Origin of the sequence: Natronogracilivirga saccharolytica (assembly GCF_017921895.1) — a bacterium.
GTDB lineage: Bacteria > Bacteroidota > Rhodothermia > Balneolales > Natronogracilivirgulaceae > Natronogracilivirga > Natronogracilivirga saccharolytica.
In genome coordinates, this window is the sequence record NZ_JAFIDN010000009.1 from 167497 (window position 1) to 183409 (window position 15913).

22 protein-coding genes are annotated in these 15913 nt (G+C 48.9%); 11 read left to right on the forward strand and 11 right to left on the reverse strand.

Going from position 1 to position 15913, the window contains the following annotated elements; translation table 11 throughout:
- Positions 1-154 precede the first annotated feature (154 nt).
- The 3 genes from NATSA_RS11710 (at position 155) to NATSA_RS11720 (ending at position 2668) form a co-directional block, all read left to right on the forward strand.
- On the forward strand, positions 155-529 hold the full coding sequence (locus NATSA_RS11710) for a BlaI/MecI/CopY family transcriptional regulator (protein ID WP_210512786.1): 375 nt from the start codon (positions 155-157) through the stop codon (positions 527-529).
- 91 nt (positions 530-620) lie between these two features.
- Entirely contained in the window at positions 621-2393 is a 1773-nt protein-coding gene (locus NATSA_RS11715) for a M56 family metallopeptidase (RefSeq protein WP_210512787.1), read from the forward strand.
- A 92-nt stretch (positions 2394-2485) separates the two neighbouring features.
- Positions 2486-2668: a hypothetical protein gene (locus tag NATSA_RS11720; RefSeq protein ID WP_210512788.1), complete on the forward strand. Its 183-nt coding sequence runs from the start codon at positions 2486-2488 to the stop codon at positions 2666-2668.
- 2 nt (positions 2669-2670) lie between these two features.
- Here the strand turns inward: NATSA_RS11720 and NATSA_RS11725 are convergent, their stop codons facing one another.
- Positions 2671-3042 carry a helix-turn-helix domain-containing protein gene (locus NATSA_RS11725; protein ID WP_210512789.1) on the reverse strand — a complete coding sequence of 124 codons (372 nt, stop codon included), beginning with the start codon at positions 3040-3042 and terminating at the stop codon, positions 2671-2673.
- Between the two features lie 240 nt (positions 3043-3282).
- Here NATSA_RS11725 and NATSA_RS11730 point away from each other — a divergent pair, with 240 nt between their 5' ends.
- Positions 3283-4089, forward strand: coding sequence for an alpha/beta hydrolase family protein (locus tag NATSA_RS11730; protein ID WP_246481813.1), 807 nt, complete (start codon positions 3283-3285; stop codon positions 4087-4089).
- A gap of 326 nt (positions 4090-4415) precedes the next feature.
- The gene (locus tag NATSA_RS11735) at positions 4416-4604 is read left to right on the forward strand and encodes a hypothetical protein (RefSeq protein WP_210512790.1); all 189 of its coding nucleotides are present in this window, start codon (positions 4416-4418) and stop codon (positions 4602-4604) included.
- Between the two features lie 153 nt (positions 4605-4757).
- Here the strand turns inward: NATSA_RS11735 and NATSA_RS11740 are convergent, their stop codons facing one another.
- Positions 4758-5870 carry a Fic family protein gene (locus NATSA_RS11740; RefSeq protein ID WP_210512791.1) on the reverse strand — a complete coding sequence of 371 codons (1113 nt, stop codon included), beginning with the start codon at positions 5868-5870 and terminating at the stop codon, positions 4758-4760.
- A gap of 86 nt (positions 5871-5956) precedes the next feature.
- On the opposite strand from NATSA_RS11740, the gene NATSA_RS11745 reads away from it, so the two are divergent.
- Both NATSA_RS11745 and NATSA_RS11750 read left to right on the forward strand, forming a co-directional pair.
- Positions 5957-6628, forward strand: coding sequence for a helix-turn-helix domain-containing protein (locus NATSA_RS11745; RefSeq protein WP_336244713.1), 672 nt, complete (start codon positions 5957-5959; stop codon positions 6626-6628).
- Between the two features lie 7 nt (positions 6629-6635).
- Positions 6636-7052: a hypothetical protein gene (locus tag NATSA_RS11750; protein ID WP_210512793.1), complete on the forward strand. Its 417-nt coding sequence runs from the start codon at positions 6636-6638 to the stop codon at positions 7050-7052.
- Positions 7053-7103: 51 nt separating this feature from the next.
- Here NATSA_RS11750 and NATSA_RS11755 read toward each other — a convergent pair whose 3' ends face one another.
- Both NATSA_RS11755 and NATSA_RS11760 read right to left on the reverse strand, forming a co-directional pair.
- Entirely contained in the window at positions 7104-8024 is a 921-nt protein-coding gene (locus tag NATSA_RS11755) for a carbohydrate deacetylase (protein WP_210512794.1), read from the reverse strand.
- A gap of 276 nt (positions 8025-8300) precedes the next feature.
- Positions 8301-9191, reverse strand: a complete 891-nt coding sequence (locus NATSA_RS11760) for an SDR family oxidoreductase (RefSeq protein ID WP_210512795.1) — start codon at positions 9189-9191, stop codon at positions 8301-8303.
- 422 nt (positions 9192-9613) lie between these two features.
- Here NATSA_RS11760 and NATSA_RS11765 point away from each other — a divergent pair, with 422 nt between their 5' ends.
- Complete coding sequence (locus NATSA_RS11765) at positions 9614-10780, forward strand: 6-bladed beta-propeller (protein WP_210512796.1); 1167 nt, start codon at positions 9614-9616, stop codon at positions 10778-10780.
- Positions 10781-10801: 21 nt separating this feature from the next.
- Here the strand turns inward: NATSA_RS11765 and NATSA_RS11770 are convergent, their stop codons facing one another.
- The 4 genes from NATSA_RS11770 to NATSA_RS11785 all read right to left on the reverse strand — a co-directional run bounded on the left by NATSA_RS11770 (position 10802) and on the right by NATSA_RS11785 (position 13561).
- Positions 10802-11917, reverse strand: a complete 1116-nt coding sequence (locus tag NATSA_RS11770) for a 6-bladed beta-propeller (RefSeq protein WP_336244714.1) — start codon at positions 11915-11917, stop codon at positions 10802-10804.
- A gap of 115 nt (positions 11918-12032) precedes the next feature.
- Positions 12033-13157, reverse strand: coding sequence for a 6-bladed beta-propeller (locus NATSA_RS11775; RefSeq protein ID WP_210512798.1), 1125 nt, complete (start codon positions 13155-13157; stop codon positions 12033-12035).
- A 3-nt stretch (positions 13158-13160) separates the two neighbouring features.
- Complete coding sequence (locus tag NATSA_RS11780) at positions 13161-13331, reverse strand: hypothetical protein (protein WP_210512799.1); 171 nt, start codon at positions 13329-13331, stop codon at positions 13161-13163.
- Positions 13332-13333: 2 nt separating this feature from the next.
- The gene (locus tag NATSA_RS11785) at positions 13334-13561 is read right to left on the reverse strand and encodes an addiction module protein (protein WP_210512800.1); all 228 of its coding nucleotides are present in this window, start codon (positions 13559-13561) and stop codon (positions 13334-13336) included.
- A 94-nt stretch (positions 13562-13655) separates the two neighbouring features.
- Between NATSA_RS11785 and NATSA_RS11790 the strand changes: the two genes are divergently transcribed.
- The 3 genes from NATSA_RS11790 (at position 13656) to NATSA_RS11800 (ending at position 14494) form a co-directional block, all read left to right on the forward strand.
- Positions 13656-13859 carry a hypothetical protein gene (locus tag NATSA_RS11790; RefSeq protein ID WP_210512801.1) on the forward strand — a complete coding sequence of 68 codons (204 nt, stop codon included), beginning with the start codon at positions 13656-13658 and terminating at the stop codon, positions 13857-13859.
- 102 nt (positions 13860-13961) lie between these two features.
- Complete coding sequence (locus NATSA_RS11795; RefSeq protein ID WP_210512802.1) at positions 13962-14171, forward strand: hypothetical protein; 210 nt, start codon at positions 13962-13964, stop codon at positions 14169-14171.
- Complete coding sequence (locus NATSA_RS11800) at positions 14168-14494, forward strand: type II toxin-antitoxin system RelE/ParE family toxin (RefSeq protein WP_210512803.1); 327 nt, start codon at positions 14168-14170, stop codon at positions 14492-14494. Before NATSA_RS11795 ends, NATSA_RS11800 begins: the two co-directional genes overlap by 4 nt.
- Positions 14495-14560: 66 nt before the next feature.
- Here the strand turns inward: NATSA_RS11800 and NATSA_RS11805 are convergent, their stop codons facing one another.
- From NATSA_RS11805 to NATSA_RS11815, 3 genes are all read right to left on the reverse strand, one after another.
- Positions 14561-14980 carry a type II toxin-antitoxin system VapC family toxin gene (locus NATSA_RS11805; RefSeq protein ID WP_210512804.1) on the reverse strand — a complete coding sequence of 140 codons (420 nt, stop codon included), beginning with the start codon at positions 14978-14980 and terminating at the stop codon, positions 14561-14563.
- A complete protein-coding gene (locus NATSA_RS11810; RefSeq protein ID WP_210512805.1) occupies positions 14977-15225 on the reverse strand; it encodes a FitA-like ribbon-helix-helix domain-containing protein in 249 nt (82 codons plus the stop codon). The genes NATSA_RS11805 and NATSA_RS11810 overlap by 4 nt, the downstream gene beginning before the upstream one ends.
- Positions 15226-15536: 311 nt before the next feature.
- On the reverse strand, positions 15537-15800 hold the full coding sequence (locus NATSA_RS11815; RefSeq protein WP_210512806.1) for a hypothetical protein: 264 nt from the start codon (positions 15798-15800) through the stop codon (positions 15537-15539).
- Between the last annotated feature and the right edge of the window lie 113 nt (positions 15801-15913).

Sequence of the window (15913 nt, forward strand, 5' to 3'; positions counted from 1 at the left end):
CAACCGGATGAGATAGTGTTTTCATACTTACATTCAAGTTTTTAGTCGCAACATTAATTTGGCAAATCGTTAATTAGTGTCAAGTTGCTGCTAAAGAACGAGTCGGAAAGATTGATGTGAATATTTTCAAATTCAACGTAACTAAAGAACAACAATGAAAAAATCTCTGATACCTCTGGGCGAAACGGAAATGGAGATTCTGCACCACGTCTGGAAGCTGGAAAAGGCAACCGTGGCGCAGGTTCAGGAGCGCATTCTGGAGGATCGCAAGGTAGCTTACACAACGATCATGACCATCATGAAAAACCTGTCTGACAAGGGGCTGCTGGACAAAGAGCTGCAGGGGAATACCTATGTTTACCGGCCCGCACAGCCTGCCGGAGAAGTGCAGCAAAACCTGGTGCGGCAGTTTGTGGATAAAGTATTCAAAGGCTCGCCGGCCGCGCTGGTTCAGAGCCTGGTAAAGGCTGAAAAACTGAGTCCGGAAGACCGCGAGGAGATTGAGCGGCTCATTGGCAAAATGAAATGACCCTCGAAAGCGTACCGCCGCATGCCAGGCATGGCAAGATGCCGGCCCGGTCAATGCTGTCCGGTTAATCTGAACTACAAAACAAAAGATTATGGAAATCCTGGTGAGTCTGATACAAGAAGTCATACGCATAGGAGCGCAACCGTGGGTGATGCCGGTGCTGACGGTGGCCGGAATCTGGACTTTCGCGGCTGTTGCGGTTCGGCTGGCGCTTGCCGTACTCCCTGACCGTCATACAATGGTGCAATACCATGGGCGGATGGCGATCCTCTTCAGTCTGCCGCTGATGTTTGCGGTGGCATCGGTTGCGCATTTTTTGCTTCAGCCGATAGCGGTGAGCGGTGCGGCATCAGTGCAGTGGCTGAACACAATCGTGGTTACGGCATACGGACCGGCCCCGTTTGATGCGGGATCCGGTGATTCTGTTTCCTTGTTTTCGATGATTTCCACCCTGCCGTTTTTGTCCGGAATACTGATAGTCCTGGCCTTTGCAATGGCACTGTTCGGGGCAATCAGGATGGGTTTTCAGCTTTGGTCACTGCGGCTGATCATGCAGAACCCGGGGCAAAAGGCGGATGTGAGCGGGGATAAGATGGTCAGTAATGGCGAAAAGAGCGTTCTTCCAGGCAATGATACACGTACTGAAAATGACGCGCAGTCTGAGACCATTCGCCTGCTCATTCAAAAAATTTCACGCATACTCGGCATCGAAAAACACGTTGAAGTCCGTCAGCATCCCGGAATTGCGGTCCCCATGACCATCGGGTGGCGCCGTCCCCGCATTTTCCTTCCGGAGAAAACGTGGCCTGAACATGAGCTGGAGCTCATCCTGCACCACGAACTGGTACATATCCGGCGCGGACATTTTTTGCTGCGTACTCTCGAAGAAGGGGTGAGGAATCTGTTTTTTATCCATCCGCTGGTCCATCTTCTGGCCCGCGAAATCACAACCTGGCGCGAAATGGCTTGTGACTCGGAACTTCTGGCAACTTCCGCTACCGCCAATCGCGAATACGCCGAGCTGCTCTACCGGACTGTGCCTGCGCCCGGTATCGCGTCACCTGTGGCTTTGTCAGCATCCATTTCAGCAAACCCCGACATCAAAAAAAGGATCAAAACCATGGCACATTACCCGCGTGAATCAAATATCTGGAACCGTCGCCGCAGCACAAGTCTGACCCTGGCGGCCATCATCATGATCCCGGTGCTGATGCTGGCATCGTGCGATTTCGGCACCACACCCGATACCGAACAAGAAGAGGTATTCCGTGTCATCGAGTCGATGCCCGAGCCGGTTCGCGGGATGGAGGCGATTTTTGAGAATTTGACGTATCCCGAAACGGCGCGTAGTGCAGGCATCGAAGGCCGGGTCATAGTTCAGTTTACTGTGGATGAACAAGGCAATGTTGTCAATCCGGAAGTTGTCCGGGGTATTGGCGGCGGCTGTGACGAAGCAGCCATCGACGCGATCAAGGCAGTGGAATGGACCCCCGGGACTCAGTACGGCGAACCGGTGAGTACTGAATTCAATCTGCCCATCACCTTCCGGCTGGATGCGGGCGACGATGAATCATCAGATGGTGATCAGGAGGGCACGGAGACCGAAGCGGCCCGGCTGGATCTTCACATTCCGTCGTCCGACCTCACCTACATCGAATTTAACGGCAACCCTGTTTCCCTTGAAAATCTTTCAGAAAGGATCCGTGCTGCTACCGGTGAGGCAGCTTCATCATCCAACGGAACTGAAAATGAGCTGGTGGTTCAGCTTTCGGTAGATCGCTCCGCCAGTATGGGCATGGTTTCCGATGTCCAGAATGTGCTCCGGGAGAACCGCGTCCATCGCATCAATTATCAGTCGCTTTGAACATCCATTGAATTTTCAAAACAAATCGTTCAGCAGCCATGATTAGTCCAACAAACCGGTTCAAAAAGATCATCGCAATTTCGTAATTTTGTTTGATCCTGCCGGCAGCTCAGGCGCTTTATGCACAGGAAGCTGATGAGGCTCCCGTCGATTCCACATTTGAGGAAAAAATCAGCGATATGCGGCACGCGACTTCCGCCGGGAGCAAAAAGTGGAAGAAGTCAGAAAGCTTATGGATGATCAGGAGCAATGATTTTTTTGGAGGGCTTCTCTGACCTCAGCCTGACTGATTTTCCGGTTCGCGAATTAATACTTCTACGGGAATGCCAAGCTTTTTGTTTATCAATCTGATCTGGTTGAGGGAAAGGCTGCGCTTTCCGGAAAGAATCTCGCTGGCTCTGGAGCGTGATCCGAGAATGTTTGCAAGGTCATTCTGAGTGAGGCCAAGTTGCTCCATTCGGAATGTGATGGCTTCGATCGGATCCGGTGCATCAATCGGGAAGTGTTTTCTCTCATATTCATCGACAAGTATGCCGAGGATTTCCAGCTCGTCAGCCTCTGGGCTCCCGGGACGGGCATCAAATAGTACTTCAATGCGGCTCAGTGCCTTTTTATAATCCTCATCTGTATGTATTGGCCGGATCTGCATGCTTTAGCCAGAACTCTTTTAACTTGTTGCGTGAAATGACGCGCATGAGTAATATAATAAGTTCCCGAAATGGGAACAATATTTTCTTCTGTTTTTTCCCGTTTCAACTTTCAGGAATAAGATATGCTGATAAAGTAATCCTTAAAGCTGAGCAAATTATAGATCCGTTTCATTTCAGTGTTGGACGCAATCGTTTTGATACAAAAATCGCCATTTTGTGCGGTTGATTGTTACATTACATTGAACAACATTGCTAACCGGCACAATTTGCATTTAAAAGAAAAGAAGACAGGCATGAATTCAAAAAAAGTGACCTTCCGGGGAGCGCTGGGCGAAACCCTGGCCGGCCGGCTCGACCTGCCCGACAACATGAAAGCCAGCGCGCTGTTTGCACACTGTTTTACCTGTTCCAAGAGCCTCAAGGTGGTGGGAAATATTGCCAAAGAACTGGTGGCCAGTAATATCGGGGTGTTGCGGTTCGATTTCACCGGACTGGGCCAGAGTGAGGGCGAATTTGCCAACACCAATTTTTCATCGAATGTGGATGACCTGCTGGCCGCGGTGGATTTCATGAAAGAGGAGACGGGCGGACCGCATCTGCTCATCGGGCATTCTCTGGGTGGCGCAGCGGTGATCCAGAGCGCGCATCAGATCCCGTCGGCCAAAGCCGTGGTCACCATTGGATCGCCATCGGATCCCGGACACGTAATCAAGCACTTTGAGACGCATCTGGATGCGATCGAGGAAAAAGGCGAGGCCGAAGTGACACTGGCCGGACGGAAATTCACCATCAAGAAGCAGCTGGTCGATGACCTCAACGCAGTGCGAATGGATCGCTGCATCCGGGATTTGGAGCCGGCCCTGCTGGTGATGCATTCGCCGATGGATGACACGGTCGGCATCGAAAACGCTGCTCATATTTACAAGCTCGCGCGCCATCCGAAAAGCTTCGTCTCGCTGGATAAGGCTGATCATCTGCTCCGCGACGACAATCACAGCCGGTATGCCGGTGCCATGATCGCCACCTGGTCGCAGCTGTATCTGTGATGCGGATCCTGACGACCCGGAAAGCAAGCAGGCAGCGATTCAGTTTTATTTAACCGAATCACTGGATATCTCTCATATTTAAGTGTCTGGAGACAGGTTTGTTAATTATCAGGGTATCTTTTGGAATCATTAAATCCGTGTTTGAGTGCCGGCCGTCTTTCCAAGACTCATCTTTGCCGTAAAAAAGTCGCCACGATGCCGTTTCAATACAGTAAACAGTTATACCCGCTAAAAGTAGTAGCTAAAATTTCTACCATATTTATTCGTTGTTTTTCTGCTGAGTGCTTGCGATACTGCCAGTTGAACTTAAAACTGACCTGATGGATATGGGAAAAGCTGATATCAAAAAAGAGGTGGAACATCTTCTTAAGGATCACCCCAAAGATGCTAATTGGGATGATCTGATGTACAAAATATACGTCCGTCAGTCTATTGAACAAGGGTTGAAGGATTCTGAAAGAGGCCGGGTGATTACTCACGAGGAGATTAAGAAAAAGTATCGACTGGCTAAATGAGAGTCGCCTTGACCAAGAAAGCCGAGGAACAACTCGATCAGATCTTCAGCTACATTGCCACAGATTCTGCACTATATGCCTATCGAACATTGGAGATAATAATTGAGCAAGCTGAAATAATTGTTACAAGGCAGTTTTAGCCAATAAATAGTCTTAGAGATTTACACGATAACTTGTACTTCTCCCTCCTGCTTTTCCATACCGTACAAATGCTTCCATTTCGACTAATTGCTGAATATCTCTTGTAGCTGTAGCTTTTGAAACCCTGGTTATCCCTACATACTTGCGGGCATTCATTCCGCCCTCAAATCCGTCCGGTCCCTCGTCCAACATTCGGTTAATTACTTTCTTTTGACGTTCGCTGAGCTGATCTTTAAACCTGTCAAAAAACTTGACTTTTCGAAGTGTGAATTCTATCTGGCGTTCGGCTTTTTCCTGCGACTGGAGTAAAGTATCTATAAAGTAATGGATCCATTCTGTCACCTCATTCGATCGCTGTCCGGCTTTCAACGCATTATAGTAAGCCTTTTTGTTGGACTCTATGGTTTCAGACAAACTTAATAATGCCGGACGACCTATACTCTGGGACAAAGCCTTTTCTGCAATGGCACGCCCGATCCGTCCATTTCCATCTTCAAAAGGGTGAATCGATTCAAAATACAAATGCGCAAGCCCACTGCGAATCGGCCCGTTCTGCAATTGCCTTTTTCCGTCAGGGTCGGTTTTATTGAACCAATCAATAAATTGATCCATCTCTAAAGGCACCTGCGAAGATGGCGGAGCTTCAAAATGAACTCTTTCTTTACCCATGGCACCTGATATCACCTGCATAGGTTCTTCATGAGTTCGCCATTTTCCCACCATATTTTTGTCGCTATCACCAAATAACACCCGGTGCCAACGAAAAAGCATCTGCCTGGTAAGTGGCTGTTTAAATGATTTTCTGACATCGATCATGAGCTCACCCACCCCTTCGGCTTTGGGGTCTTTTATCACCGCTGGGGAAATGTGAAGCCCCAGATTTTTTCGAATGGATGACAATACATCTTGCCGGCTGACAAACTCCCCTTCTATTTCAGAGGTTTTGACAGCTTCCTCCAACATCAGATTAATGAGGGTTTCTTGCTGGATGTCTTCCGGCAAGGATTCCAGTATTCCCGAAATGCGCCCAACTTTTTCGGCAAACGTAAATAGTTTATCCTCAAGCCCTGAAAGACTATAAGTAAAATGTGGCCAATCGTTTTGTTGCCAGTTATATTGTCTCATGAGCCAATTATAACACACATTCGGCTCATTATCAATATATAATATGAGCTGATTAGTTGGTGTAATCGGCTCACATATCATATCGGATAAAAACCCTTCGGCAATCTGCCGGATTGACTCAAGATCAGCTTGCCGGGAAAGCGGGGCTTAACTTGCGCACCATCCAGCGCATCGAAAACGGTGATTCGGTTCCCAGAGGTGACACGCTGCACCGCATCGCACGGGCGCTTCAGGTAAATCTGGCGGATATCACGGAATCAAAAGACCAGGCGGAACAAGAATTGTTGCCGGACAAAGGATACCTGCATTTGCTGAACGCTTCCATTTTGACCATTTTAATCAGCCCCGTTTTGTGGGTAATCCTTCCGCTGATTGTGTGGATCATAAGAAAAGGAAAAAGCCAGGTGGTGGATGAGACCGGTAAAAAGGTACTCAATTTTCAACTCACGATGATCTTACTGTTCCTGTTCCTTTTTATGATTATCCCGGGATTGGCTCATACCTTCTTTGAAAGTGCGATAGCTTATCGGATCATGTCAGAAACGATGATAACACCAGAATTTCTGTATGGAATTGCAGGTGGCGTGCTGCCGACCGGAGGTGGTCTGGTAACTCTGCTGATGGTTTGGATTTCTGTCATGGCCGCATGGAATGCCTGGCGCATTGAATACAACAAGGGCGTGCATTATATTCCTTTTGTCCCCTTTCATAAATACATAAGCCGCTTACGAAACCGGATGCCTGCAAGTTCATCATAACCGCCGTATGCACTCACACACCTCATTGCAGCACCTGGAAAAGCCCCACAATATTTTAAACTTCAGTCATTCCGGAGTCGATTTTTCGATTAACGTTCCCTACTTGTATCAGATCACTCTTGCGCTGATATTGGTCGTGAGCATGTTCCTGACTCCCTACGTTCTTTATCTGCTCATGCGGCTCGGGAAATGGGGATGGCTGACTTTTTTCGGTATCCTGATGGCCATGGTTGCCGGCGTTGCGTGGTTTCTAAAATCAGCAGAAGGACCATGGGAAGCAGTAGCAGGATTCTTTATTCTTCTTTTTCTGCTTTTTTATATGTGGCTGCTGCGCATGCGGGTCAATGAGTGGATTGCCGAAGCACGGTACAGGATGAATCTCCAGATGAAAAAAACGCAGCAGAAGCCTGTACACGGTTACTGATAAAACTGCAAAGTCCAGCCGTCCAAATTATCGTTGATAATTGCCGCAAAACTAATCTTTGTAGATCTCAGGGCGTTCCATTGAATCCAGCCCCATCTCGCGAACTACGTCACGATAGGTGACCAGGCGCACCTGGTTCTGCTCCAGCGCTTCGCGGAATTCCGGTGAAAGCAGTGCCTGAAGTTCGTGGTAACGATGCCCGGCCATGTCAGACAGACCGAATTCATTCAGGTCAATCAGGTCGTTCATGTCGGACTGTTCCGGAGCAATATGAACCACCTGCAGGTTCACGGCATCGGAATCCAGCCGGTTTATCCGGCTCACCAGCGAGTCGGTCTTGGACCCGATGGGCGCGGAGTAGGTAATATTGGAATAATCCTCCCCGAACCAGCGCGAGATGGCCAGATCGTAATCGGCGGCAATTTGCTCTACAACTGCGCGGGTTTCCGGGGTCTCAACCGCAGCACCCATGTGATAGTCGAGGTAGTCGATCTGCAGTCCCGTATCTACTGCACGCTGTACCTGTGCGCGCAGCTCGGCCTCGATCTCGTCGAGTTGCGGATCGTTGTCGTATAGCAATGCTCGCGACGGGAAAAAGTACCCTTGATCGTTCACCAGGCTGGGCACGGCTGAGCGACCCAGAACCGGCCCCCACCGGTAGTGCTTCCATTCGGCGTTCAGAGTAAGGTGTACACCGACAGAGACATCAGGATGCTCTTCGAGAATTTCTACCGCCTGTTTCCACCAGGGACAGGCAAACATGACAGATACCGAAAGTGGCATCCCGGTTTCGATTAGTTTGCGAAACGCCTGATTCTGGCCGTGGCTCATGCCCATGTCGTCGGCACGGATGAGCATGGCCGGCCCATCACCGGACTCGCCGGCAGAGGATTTGTGAGTCAGTGAAGCAGCAAGGAATATCAGGAGAAGCAGAAAACCTGTTTTTCCAGAAAGTATAATCCGGAAGTTCATTTTAAATTGATTAATATTTACGATTAATAATGGCAGATGAGCCGAAGGTCACGAAGTGAAATACCATGACCGTGTTTAATTATGCACCTGTGTGTCAGAGGGAAGTATCTGTCCCGGGTATTTCATTGAAAAAAACTTTGCAGATTGCAATGTAAACTCCATTCAAAATCCCGGAATCCCTGTAATAAAAAATAAAAATTCACTCCGGCGAATGCGTGCAACTTAACAGCGAGTGAATGTTGTTGAGTGATGCCTTAGAAGTATTTGCAAAAAAAATCACTGCCCTGCAAGAAAGTCCTCACCGGTAAGCTCGCAGGAGCGTTCCCAAAGCATGCGATTGTTTTTGTGAGTAAAAAAACCGTGTCTGACACGCGCTTGCTTACGGTCGATGAAATAGGCGCCATTGGATGCCGGAATGTCAGGTTCGGCGGCCAGGTAAACACTGGTTGCGGCTCCGTTTTCAGCCGTTCGCAGAAACGGACGAAAGATCCGGAATACCATGTTGGTCAGCCCGCCCGCACTGTAGGAAAAATTGGTGGCCACGGTGCCCGGATGCAGTGACCAGGTCGAGATGTGCTTCGCTGCATCATCAGACCGGTTTGCCCCGCCAACCCGGCGGGCAAGCTCATCGGTGAACATGATATTGTACAGCTTGGAGTTGCAGTAGGCCTTCCATCCAGAGTAGGATTTTTTCATATGGAAATCGCTGAAATCGGGCGATGCGCCGCGATGTGCTTCCGAAGCCACGTTGATGATACACCCGTCATCAGACCGGGTCAGCAGGTCAAAAAGACGCGAAGTGAGCAGGAAAGGCGCGAGATGGTTGATGGTGATGGTCTGCTCATATCCCTCAGCCGATTCCAGACGCTGTTTCCCCAGAATAAGTCCGGCATTGTTGACCAGAATGTCGAGTTTGCCGTGGGTTTCGCGAAACTCTGCGGCTGCCCTGCGAACCTCATCGAGCGATGTGAAATCAGCCAGCAGTACGTCCAGGTTTCCGTTTCCCGTGCTGCGCTCAATATCCGACCGGACTTGCTCAGCTTTTTCAGGATTTCTGGCGTGCAGCACGACATGCATGCCTTTTCGGGCCAGCTCAAGGGCGGTGACGTAACCGATGCCGGAGGTCGCTCCGGTGATCAGCGCCGTAAGCCCGGGCTTATCCTTCATTTCTCCACTTTGTTTCTTATCATAATGTTTTTCTTCCGGGTGGTCCCGTTTTGTATGTTTGGATGCGGCTTTTTCCGACATGGCAGATGTTTTTCCGGATGATGATTAATCGTAACAGGTTGATGTGCATACTGTAACAAAATTGATGCGGCATCGTTCCGGATCGGGTGACAATCCTGATCACCCGGCACTTAGATAAGGCTGTTCTTTGGTTGACAGGTGTGATGCAAGCAGGTATATTGCCCGCAACCGGTTCTGCTCAAACGGGTCGACAGATAAATCCAATTACAAGCTATCTTTTGTAAAATGCAAAAGTTAGCCGGCCAATATTCTTCTTGAGAAACACAAACGAACAGCCACAAGCCATGAACCTACCCGTTATGTTACGCTGCTTTTCCTGCTGTCTGATAGCAGGTCTGATTATGGCGTGCTCATCCGAAACTGAAAAAACCATTCCGGAGCATGTGAATGAACTCGAAAACGTTTCCATCCACCATGCCGGGCCGGAAGAGGCGGGGGTCCTGACCCTCGAACCCGAAATGGATTTCGGAGAAACGGACGAGGTGTTATTCACTGGGTGGATCAACGATGCGACTGTGGATGAGCAGGGCAGGGTGTATCTTGTCGATTTCAGGAGTCAAAAAATTCACGCCTTTGCTCCTGACGGATCCTGGCTGACTTCGATCGGGCAGGAAGGGCGAGGGCCCGGGGAGTTTGAGACGATTACCGCAATTCAGGTTGAAAACGGCCGCGTCCACGTTCTCGACGGCCGCCATCTTAAGATCGCCGTATTCGAATGGCAGGAAGATGAGGTGGAGCATGTGGATGAGTTCAACATCGACATGGGGCAATTCAACCGGCAGCCCGGCTGGGTGGAAAAGGCCAACGAACAAGGCTGGCATCCACGGCCTTCGGGCATGGACCTGGATCCGGACGGGCGGTATCTCATCCGTTTTACTGACAGAAGTGTACCGGTAAACGCAGTGCTGGAAGGACGAACCACCAATGTTACGCGATATGATCCGGACAGCCGCTCATTTACGGATCTCGATGTGATGGCCTTTGACTGGACGGGTCAGGTGATAGTCCATGAAGTTGAGGGCGCAATGTCGGTCTATTTTGGATTGGGGTACAAGCGGGACTCCAGGATTGCCTACCGCGGCGGTCAGTGGGTCTACGGCTGGAACGAAGATTTTTTACTGCGGATCCATGATGATGACGGGCAGTATATCAGGGCGGTATATCATTCCATGCCGGAAAAACCGCTGGTCGAGGCTGACCTTTTGCAGCTCAATGCTGATAGGGGATCGCAATTTGAGGAGATGATCCGGAATGACGAACTCCCCGAAACCTGGCCGGCTTTTCAGGATGTTTTTCTGGATAGGCAAGACCGGATTTGGGTATCCCGGATCAGCGAGGATCCTGAAATATTGGATTGGTTCATTTTGGATGGTGACGGTGAACTTGCCGGGCGGGCGCAGCTTCCCTCAAATGTCAGGGTGAAATACATATCCGGTAATGCACTTTATACCATCGAACAGGATGAAGACGGACTGCCCTTCGGCCGCAGATATCGCGTGGAAGGGTGATTTCGGTACGCTTCATTCCCGCTAATGCCCGGGTTCAAAAATGAGTTCAAATTTCAGTAGCGTTTCAAGGCCTGTCCCGTCATCGGTATCCAGTGCATACAAGTAGTTGTTCCGGATCTTCTTGATTTTCCTGTTTAGTGGTAAATCAAACCGCGCCAGCAGGCTTCCGTCCATATCCACCACCCGCCATTCATGAATGTCGGCATCGCCGGTGTCCACAGATACCCAGATTCTCTTTTCATCATCAACGACCATATCCTCCAGCAGCGGCCAGTATTCCGGAAGGGTGGATGCAGCTAGAGCTTTTCTTTGCCTGTCGTCAGAAGTCGTTTCCATCGCATCACGGGAACGCAATTCCCGCTTTTCGAGAGGGTGATATAGGGCGCTTTGGTAACGGCCGTCCGTTCCGTAGGCTTTGATGAAAAATTCTTTTGTGGATGCCGTAAAGATCCGGCTGTCAGGGCCAAATTGAAACAAGCCGCGACCGCCCACGGGAGATGGGACAAAATGGTCTGTTCCCGGCACAGGCAGTACTTCAATCAGCAGCAGGGACAGCAATTGATCCGATATCAGATTGCCATCGCGGTCAAACCGGTAGAAGTGGAGTGCAAGCGCCGCCGGATCACTGTACTGGAAGCCGATGAGAATGGAGCGGTCGTTACCGATACGGAATTTTAAAGGAAACGGAGGGATGGCATTTTCCGCATGCGGCAAGTCATGTATATCGAGCTTGATTATTCCGTCAGGTTCCAGCGATTCAGTTGAAAAAAGCTGGATGCGTAATTGGCTGAAGTCCAGGGCATAAAGGGTGTTGTCCACTATTTGCATATCAAATACAGTGACCAGGTCGCCGGGTCCGCTGCCGTATTGACCGATAGTTTCCCGGTAATTGCCTTCCGGGTCAAACAGGTGGATCTGGTCGCCTGTGCTGATGTAGACATTGCCGTGCCTGTCGGTTGTCATGGCATAAATGTCATTCAAGAGCAAATCCCCTTCATGACCGATTTCCCACCGTTTCTGCAGGCGGATTGTTTTCGCAGGTGAGGCGTCACCTGGAATGATCGACACGTTCTTGTGTTCGGCAACGCGATCCGGCAATTCGTCATCAGGCCGGTCGCCGCAGGCCGTCAAAAACACCAAAACGCATATCACAAAACAGGAATGACCTGCGATCAACAGGGCTGAAAATCTGCTGCCGGGTGGCAAAAATGGCACACAATGTGCGGGACTTTCGGAATCCTTATACGGCATATCAGATCCTGGCATCGTAAAGCGCGACTCGCCGGAGTTCATCCTCGCCGGTCTTGATGCCATGAAGCATCCCATCCCGTACATAATGGACAAACATGTTTGGGTACAGCCTGAAGGAAGCGACGAGCTCACTGTCCTGGTCAAGAATAATCCAGCGGTCCTCATCGGTGTCCTCCTCGATGTTTCCCAGGTTGACCCAGACCCGCTCATTTTCATCGACGACAAAATTGGTGAAAGCGGGACGGGTTTCGGGAACGTGGCTGCGCAATGTGTTCCATATTTCTTCGGGCATTCTTTCGGCCAAGTCCCGTGTATCTTCACGTGTCACACGCGGCGGCACCACATCGAACCGGATGGTGTTTATTGGCTCGCCACGAATATCATATTTGGTTATGACAAGACTGTCATTCCACCCGTAATAGAAGTGGTCGTCCGGCGTGAGCCGGTAATGGCTGCGTCGGGGAAGCGGTCTGGTCCACGGAAAAGAATTGCCCTGATACATAACGTTAACTCTTTCGGGCAGCGGGAGGGTCAGCAGGTCGGGTTCCAGGACGTTACCTTCACGGTCGAGCAGCGCGATTTGGCCGGTATAGGCCTGAAGGTCGATACTCTCCACCACGTAATGGTTCTGCGACTTCAGGACACCCCGCGGGATTCGCTCGTCGGTCATCTCAATATCGAGGTAATGGTCGAATCGCATGCCATCGCCCGACTCATTCCTGACAAAGCGGCCAAGCCGGGCATTGTCGAAGTCGTACGCATAAAGAGTATCCCTGGCGACAAACATATTCGTGACGCGGGAGAATTCTCCCGGGCCCCGGCCCTCGCGGCCGATGGTTTCCAAAAGATTGCCGTCCCGGTCGAAATGCTTGATGTGTATCAGTTGATTATCCCCGACAAAAAAATGTCCGCGGGAATCCGATGCAAGAGAACCGAGTTGACCGAAAATGATTTCTTCATCTTCTTCTATGATCATGGAAAGCTCGGGGGTGACTTCCACCGAACGGTACAGCTCCAGCAGCTCTTCACCGCGATCCGTCTCAGGGCTGCATCCGGGTCCGGTTACACTTGCCAGCATGACTGCGAGGGCGAGAAAATAAATCGGGGAAACAGGTTCTAATTTCATAGCTCAGGTTATTAGTGGCAGTGACGCTTGGGCGGCCTGTTTCTGTGTGATTACATTCAAAACTTTTTCTACTTCATCAATAAAATCATCCCCAAGGCCTGTGACTTGTTCCTCATAATATTCAGCTGCTTCAAAGAACTCTTTTCCGGCTTCTGAATGAAATTTGATCTTCACTTTTAAATACGTTTCTTTGCTTCATGCAATACGTCCGAAGCAGAATGAAGAGAAGCCTTGCCGGATTCAAGCGACTCTTTTCTCTTTTGAACTTCATCAATCCAGGCCTGCTCAATTTCAGGATCTATTTTGCCATGAATGCTTTGCAACAATTTGTCAGCCAAACGCGCTTTATCTTTTTTGTTGAGATTCAGTGCTGAATTTTCGATCTCTTTTAAATCGTTTATCATAGGAAGATGGTTTAGTTACTTTTAAAGTAATTATTAACGAAGTAAACCGGAAGTAATTCGTTTTCGAATTGTGGTAATATTATCACCTCATCATGTGTTTAAAATTTTTGGATTCAAAGCGGTCAGAGGGAGCATTCATAGTAATAATCATGCGCCTGTGCGTCCGGGTTATAGCCGGTTCGAATGGCCGCGCGACGAATCCATTGAAGTGGTGAAAAACGGGTACATATATACCCTTCAGACCGATGAGGAAACGGGCCTGCAGCAGATCAATCGGTACCGATTTGAGTGGAATTAGGATAAAATGATGCGTTAATCCGTTTAATTTAGTAGCCCGGGAATTTCTGGAAGGCGTTTTGAATGAAATTGTCTACGGGCCTGAAATTCTTTATTTTTATATATGACAATTGAACAAAAGAAAATAGCACTTATAAAGTGGATAGCAACTCTTGAGGATGAGGCTGTCCTTGATCAAATGGCTGGATTCAAGAGATCTTCCATGGATGAACTTCCAGACGGAATTGTTCAACTCTTAAAAATGGCAGAAGCTGAACCAGATGAAAGTCTCGTAAAACACTCAAGTGCCAAAGATTTTCTGAAAATGAAATGAAAGAAGTTCAGTGGACTGAAACTGCCATAAAAACATTACGAGAAACCTCAGATTTTATCCTTGAACTTTGGAATTCCGATGTCAACGAAGAATTTGTTGCGCAAATTGATCATCGGATATCACAGCTCCAAAACAATCCGGAACTTGCTCCCGCTTTCGAGAATACAGAAATCAGAAGGCTGGTAATACACAGAACTGTTTCACTGTTTTATGTCAATACACCCCGATTCATCAAAATTCTTGTAATTTGGGATAATCGTCAAGACGCAAATAGTCTCTTTGAAAAGTTAACTGATGCAAACAGAAACAGATCGAAAAAATGATCTGGTGAAATACGGTTACTTCCGGCAACACGGTATGAACCGTCGCCCACAGCAGATCATGGATATTCATTTCTGCCATGGATTGATAAGCTTGATGCCGCAGTGGACGAAATCTCCCGTATTTCTTGTGGCTAATTGCGCACCATACGAGCGGCAAATAGCTGCAATTTGAGCATCAAAATGACTTATCGGTAAGCCGGATCGTTTTCTGCCGGATACGATATTAGCCCAAATTCCAGCTGTGTTGGAATCAAAAGGGAGTATGCGTCCGCTGAAGTCAGTGTCGAACATCTCCTCCGCAGTTTTCCGGAGGCGGGCTTTACGCTGACCATCCGGAAGTAGCTCAAGTCCATAGAGAATCTCTGCCTGTGTGATGGAGGTGATGAATAGGGAAGAGGGTGTTTGATTGTTTACCCAGGAAACAACATCGGGGTTCGGGCTGCGCTTCATCAGTTCCGAGAGCACATTCGTGTCAAGTATCGTCATTCGTCAAAGTTTACCGGGTCCCTTACTTTTTCACGTGATAATTCGGGAAGCTCTACGCCCCCGAAAGGTGCGAAGCGCTGCTGAATGGAATCCGCCAGGTGTTCTGGCCGTTCGGATTCTGCGGCAAGAGAGGAACTGAGAATGGAACGCGCCTCCTCCTCCATAGAGCGGTCATGCCGCGCAGCCTGAATCCGCAAGCGGGCTTTCAGGTTTTTATCAAGATTCCGGATGGTTATGCTTGTCATTTCTGTTTGCCCAAATGTTTGGAATTAATCATTGATAAAAATATAATCAATGATGATAAGACTTGCAATCAGCAGGCTTTAGTCATGATGTTATTATTGCTACCGTGTACGTGTTTCATACAAAAATGGAATCCAATGAATGGATGGTGATGGACTGTGAAGGAGTGTTGTCGCCAAATTCTGATGCACGCGAGACCGTGAGATAAGAATAGTCAAAAATGGCTATGCTTACTTACACGAGCTTGGCAGAACAACTGAATTGGATGAGGCTGTGAGAACCCGGTTTGAATAGTCTATTCGGATTGGAAATTCTATAGCGGCCAGTCTGCTGAATAGATCTCACCGTACTGCTGATTTAAAAACCAGGCGCGGGAATATTCCGGTGAAAAGGTGAATGTGTCGAAACGACCAATCAGATCATTTTCAATGCCTTGATATGTAATTTCAGCAAGGGTTTCTCCGTCATCAGACACCCAGATTACCGTTGCCTTGTTTTTTTCAAGTGTGTTTAACAGGACAGCCACTCCTTCTTCATTGGCATCCATGGCTTTGGCATATTTATGGATCAGTTGCAAAAGTTGGGGAGAAGTATGAGATATAGTATACTTGAGGATGGAAAAACAACTACTCGAACTCATACTGCCCAAAGGGTTGCTGGATCACTTTGATATCGAGAAGATCGAGCAAG